Source organism: Bacillus sp. EKM501B, from assembly GCF_011800505.1.
Taxonomy (GTDB): Bacteria; Bacillota; Bacilli; order Bacillales; family Bacillaceae_G; genus Bacillus_A; species Bacillus_A cereus.
On record NZ_JAALFZ010000042.1, the window covers coordinates 1 to 6478 of the forward strand.

Sequence of the window (6478 nt, forward strand, 5' to 3'; positions counted from 1 at the left end):
CTAAAGACAGCCGCTGTTTCCTCCGGACGCACCTTAGCCTGCTTTTCAAATTGAGCCGAGATAGATTGGTAGGAAGGCATCGGTACAAAAGTATCATTCATGCTGGCCAATAGCGTTTGTTCCTCCTGGGAAAGCAACCCGATTTCGCCAATCAATTGATGTGGATCGGCCAACACCGTCTGGATAAGATATTCAAAATTTTGGGCCATCTGTTCAATAGTCTCTTTTCTGAATAAACTTGTACTATATTCAAAATAGATGTCTAAATGGGAACTGTGTTCAAACACATCCAATGATAGATCAAATTGTACATTGGGATTGAAAACGTTTTGTATCTCCCATTGTGCAGCAAGTTCTTCCTGCTCATGATGAAACGAAAACATGGTTTGAATAAGAGGAGTACCATTTGTCTTCCGTGTCATACTAGTTCGATTCATAATCCATTCTACAGGATCCACATCACATTCGAAGGCTGCAAAACAATGCTCCTGTACTTTTGAGAAAAATTCATTTACTGGCTGTGCAGACGGTAAATGAGTCCTAATAGGTAATGTTTTAACAAACATCCCAACAGTTTTATCAAAAATCGCATGATTTCTCCCAGCAGAAGGAGTACCGACTACTAAATCTTTCTGCCCTGTATATTTAGAGAGCAAAAGCTGATACATCCCTAATAATAGTGAAAAGAGAGTTTGATTCTGTTGCAGGGCATACTTTTTCAATTGATTTGTTATTTCCTGATTAAGCGTTCTGATATAAAAGCCACCCTCTGGCTGTGTTCCACTTGTCTGCTTCTCATCAAAAGGCAATGTCAAAACTGGAATATCACCCTTAAACTGCTGCTCCCAATAGGAAACATCCGCATCCATCTCATGCTGCTTTTCCCAAACAGCATAATCCTTATATTGGAGCGCAAGAGGAGGTAGCGGCTGATTGTGTTTATACAATTCAATGAATTCCCGTATAAAAATCTCAATTGATTGACCATCTGATATGATGTGATGCATATCAATAAACAGCAGATGATCTCCTTGATACTCAAAAACTCCCGCTCTTAACAGTGGAACCTGATGAAGATCGAATGGTTTTACCAATTTAGACATAAGTTTGTCTAGCCCGCCTTCACATACTCTTTCTCTCATCACTTCTACATTGGCAGAAGAGTGGATTCGCTGTACCAGCTCATCCCCAACCATATCAAAGGAAGTTCTTAGACTTTCGTGGCGCTCAACAAGCATATTAAGTGTGTTCTGAACACGCTCAATGTGTAAAGTATGAGGAGCCTTTAAAAGGAACGGCATGTTATAACTCTGCTCCCCGCCCGGTAAGTGGCTGATTGCATATATCCGTTGTTGATTTGCAGAAGCTGGATAATGGTCCTGAGATGGAGCTGGGAGAATACCAAGCACTTCCCTATTTTTTTCCTGTTCAATCATTATTGCCATTTCCTCTAAATAAGGATGTTCAAAAATCTTTTTAATCGACAATTTAACCGATAACTCCCTCTCAATGGCCGCTATCAGAGAAACAGCTTTGAGTGAATGACCTCCCACTTCAAAGAAATGGGTACTAATACTAACAGGAGTTACCCCTAAAATCTGCTCCCACAATTCTGCTAGTTTCTTTTCTACGGTTGTTCTAGGTGCAATATACTCCTCCTCTTGATTTAACATAAGTTCAGGAGCTGGCAGTTCTTTTTCATTGGTTTTTCCATTCGGTGTGATTGGAAGATCGTTTAATGGAATGAAAAAGGAAGGCAGCATGTAATCAGGTAACCGTTTAGCCAAAGCGTTCCTTATCTCCTTTGACTCTTTCTTGGTATCAGATACATAATAAGCGCATAGATATGTTTCATCTTGCTCGTTTTTTCTTTCCATAACATACGATTTTTTTATGTTATGGACGAGTAATAATTCGGCCGTTACTTCTTCTGGTTCAACACGGAAACCTCGGATTTTCACCTGACGATCAATTCGCCCCATAAATTCAATAGCTCCATCAGGAAGCCATCTTACCAAATCACCAGTTTTATACATTCTCTCCTGTTCTTTAAACGGATGTGCGACAAACTTCTCGTCGGTTAAATCAGGACGATTCAGATATCCTTTGGCAAGAGCTTTCCCAGCTATGCATAGTTCACCAGGCAGGCCGATTGCTTGAAGTTGCCCATATTGGTTTAAAATTATGAGCTCTGTATCATTCAGCGGCTTTCCAATTGGAATAGTTCCTAATCTTTTATCAATAGATTGAATTTGATAAAAAGCTGCAAAAACAGTGCTTTCCGTCGGCCCATACACATGAATGAATTTGTTAGATCCAGATTCCTTTAAGGCTTGCTCGACAAAAGAAACCGTTACCTTTTCACCGCCGAACAAAACGGTATGAAGTCCATTAAAAGCTGCTGGATTTTCAGCTATGATTGCATTGAATAAAGCAGTAGTTAAAAACATGGTTGTAATCTTCTGTTCTACTAAGAACGTAGAAAGTTCTCTTGGCGACAGAATGATGTTTGGGTCAATAAGAATTAATTCTGCTCCGTTCAGTAATGCTGCGAAAATGTCAAATACCGAGCCATCAAAAGATGGGTTAGATAATTGTAGAATACGATCCTCATGTGTCACATCTACATAATTCGTATTTACAGCCACTCTCATTACATTTTCATGTTTGGTGAGAATTCCTTTTGGCTTTCCTGTCGATCCTGATGTATAAATGACATAAGCAAGGTCTTGTAAAGAGGAAATCGAAGGAAGATTTTCACAATAGTCACCGTTATACATGTCATCTATAATCAGTACTTTTCCTGTATATATAATAGAAGGAAATATATCCGCATGCTTTTTTTGATCCGTGATAAGAATGGATATTCTCGAATCTTGAATCATATAATTTATCCGTTCCAGCGGATAATTTGGATCAATTGGGACATATGCTGCTCCTGCTTTTAAAATACCAAGAATGCCTATGATAAATGAGTGAGAGCGTTCCAGCATAACACCTACTAAGTCATTTGATTGTACTCCAAGTCCTCGAAGCTTTTTAGCAAGCTCGTTAGCGCGACTGTTTAGTATTTCATATGTAAGAGATTCTCCATTGAATGAAACAGCTGTTTTATTAGGAAACCAAGCGGCCTGCTGTTCAAAGCGTTCATGAAGGGTGAGATTGTCTTCACCCCTATTGTAATTAGACGTTTGAAATGTTTCAGTTATAAGCCTTTTTTCTTTCTCATCAATTAGCTCTATTTCACACATCCTCATATCAGGTTCCTCAATAATCTGTTCTAATATACGGATAAATCGTCTGCTTATGTTACGGATTTCATCATTTTCATATACGTTTTGATTAAAATGAAAAATGATGTATTGTTCCTTTGGAGCAACAGTTAAATGAAAATCATAATTTGTTTGCTCGGTATCATGAAATTCTTCTATGCGAAAACCAAAAAGTTCTTCTTCCTCTTCTGTTGAAGTATCATTAGACGGATAATTCTGAAAAACAAGCAAATGACTGAACAAATCTGTCTTAAATTCTGTCATTTTCTGAAGTTCAGCCAGAGAGCAATATGAATAGCGCTCAGACTCCAAGTTTGATTCTTGTACATTCTGCAGGAGCTGTGCAAAAGACATTTCAGGCTCCATCTTTATTCTGACTGGAATGGTATTGATAAACAATCCCACAGCATGCTCAATGCCTTCTAATTCAGGTGGTCTTCCAGATACAACTGATCCAAATACAACATCTTTCGATTGGTTGTAATGACTGAGCAACAAAGCCCAAGCTGTCTGACATATAGTATGGACAGTGACTTTGTATTGCTTTGATAGCCGTTCAAGACCTTGAAGCAAGTCATCATTTATTTTTTGATAAAACTCCCCTTTTTGAAAGCCCTTTTTTGTTGCTTTCTTGTAGAATCTCGGCATTTCTGTATTTGTCTCAAGTCCTTTTAAATATTCCCTCCAGTAGGCATGAGCCTTATCTTTGTCCTGATTTTCAATCCATTGAATATATTTACTAAAAGAAAATGATTTCTTCTCTCTCACCGACTCCTGGTGCAATAACGTAGCATATATCTCAAAGAATTCCTCTAAAACTGCTCTAGAGCACCAGCCATCCAAAATAATATGATGATTCGTAAAAACAAGTATATGCTCAAACTCGCTTAATCTCAGTACCTGTACCCGAAATAGAGGGCCAGTTACCAAATCAAACCCTTCCTTTAAATCCGATGCCAAGAACTTTTCGATAGCTTGCTCTTTATGAATCCCTTGTAAATGAGTATAATCATGCATTTGGATGAACATCTCTCTATTTTTGAATACAACTTGTCGAGGACGGCTTAGCTTAGAATGAATAAAAACTGTCCGTAACAAATCATGACGTCTTACAAGAATATTCAGGCTATTTTCTGCAATATCAAAATTAAACGTACCGGAAATTTTCAGAGCGGATTGGACACAGTACGCTTGAAAATCTTGATCTTTATCGCTTAAATGATGAAACAACATACCTTCTTGCATAGGCGATAGCGGGTAAATGTTTTGGAAATTTTGTTTATTTTTCATTTTTCCACTCCTTTTTCTATCATAGAGAGAGAGGAAGGCCTCTCTCTACATGTCTTCAAGCAGCTCATAAATATGATCCAGTTCTTCGTCCGTCAATCGTTGATCATCAAAATCACTTAACGTTTTTTCTCCGTCATCTTCCTTATCTATACAATGATCGACCATTTTTTCAAGTGTTTCTGTGTAAACATTCAAAAGTTGTTCGATTTCATTTCTATCAAACTCACGCTCATGATATTCCAAATTGATTTCTAACACGCCATTTATGACTGCAAGATTCAAGTCAAGCATGTGTGTTCTTTCATTTTCCAAGCTGTTTGAATTACCTAAGTGCAAAGATTGGCCCTCATTTTCATGCAACTCAAACTGACCCAAATAGTTAAAACTCACTGGAGGAGACGGTCTTTCTTCAATAGTGTGCAGTTCCTTACAATAAAGCAATCCATATCCCATTCCCTTTTGAGGAATACGGCGAAGCTGGTCTTTAACCGATTTTATTGCGGTTCCTAGTTTTTCTTCTCTTCCCACCTCTAGTACAACTGGAAATACAGACGTAAACCACCCAATCGTTCTTGAAACGTCGACATCTTCCGAAAATGTCTCTCTTCCATGCCCTTCTAAATCAAGTGGTAGTTCTTCTATTCCAAATTGTTCCTTCATAGCTAACGCAAACGCCGCCAACAGAATTTCGTTTATTTCTGTGTTATATGCCCGATGCGCCTGTTTTAAAAGCAAATCCGTTTTTTCTTTGTTAAGTTGCCGAACAAGCTGTTTACTGTACCATCTCTTTTGATTGATCGATTGGCGTACGGCTAAAGAAGAAGGTACTACCAGCCTGTTTTCAACATCTTCCCAATAAGCTGTTTCATTTACTACTTCCTCTTTGGCGTAATTCCACAATTCTGTTGTCCATTCTTTATAAGAAGTCGTTTTCTCAGGTAATTTTATTTTTTCTCCAGAAACAGCTTGTTCATAAGCTGTTTCTAGATCCTCAAGCAAGATCCCCCAAGAAACACCGTCTATGATGAGATGATGTATAACTATAACAAGGTGGTCCCCTTTATTGGTTTGAAAGATACTCGCTTTGATAAGAGGTCCATTTTCTATATCGAGCTCCCCTTGAATACTATCAATATGGTTTTCTGCAAGCTCTCGCCAGTTATTTTTATTTCTAAGGTTCATCACTTCCAATGTATAAAAATCAGCTGTATACGCTTTTCGGTTGATTTGAACCATCTGTTGCGGATTCTTTACAAAAACAGCTCTTAGTACATCATGGTGCTCTATGAGTTTGTCCAACGCCAATTCAACCGCTTCAGGGTCAAATCCTTCTGCTTTGTAGAGTGTCTCAGCCTGATTATAGTGGTGTGGATTAACAAAGTTTTTTGAAAAAAACCAATTTTGTATAGGAGAAAGTAGAATTTCCCCAGATATCTGCCGTTGATCAATCTGTTTCTTTAAAGGCTCGATATAGATAGCCACTTCTTGAATTGTTGCATGTGTAAATAAATACTTTGTTTCAAGTTTCAATCGATACTTTCTTAATTGAGAAGAAATTTGAATGGCTTTGATCGAATCTCCTCCATAGTCAAAAAAGCTTCCTTTTATGCTGACACGTTCTATACCAAGCACCTCCTGCCAAATGTCAGTGAGCAATTTTTCAATCTCTGTACAAGGCGGCACATATGCTTCTACTGTTTCTGTTTCTTTTTCAGGTATTGGAAGCAGCTGTTCACTCATTTTTCCGTTTGGCGTTAAAGGCAACTCATCTATTGTCATGAAATGCACAGGAATCATATATTCTGGTAGAGTTTGCGCCAGCTTTCTTCTTATTTTCTGCGGCTCACTCTCTTTCTTCCACACGATATACGCACATAGATTTACTTGTCCTTCCTCATCATGATGAGCCACCACAT

The 6478-nt window shown here is 38.2% G+C and carries 2 protein-coding genes; both read right to left on the reverse strand.

Features of this window, described 5'->3' with window-relative positions:
- A partial coding sequence (locus HFD78_RS28770; RefSeq protein WP_191968144.1) for a non-ribosomal peptide synthetase occupies positions 1-4562 on the reverse strand: 4562 nt, incomplete at its 3' end.
- A 45-nt stretch (positions 4563-4607) separates the two neighbouring features.
- A partial coding sequence (locus HFD78_RS28775; RefSeq protein WP_238797752.1) for a condensation domain-containing protein occupies positions 4608-6478 on the reverse strand: 1871 nt, incomplete at its 5' end.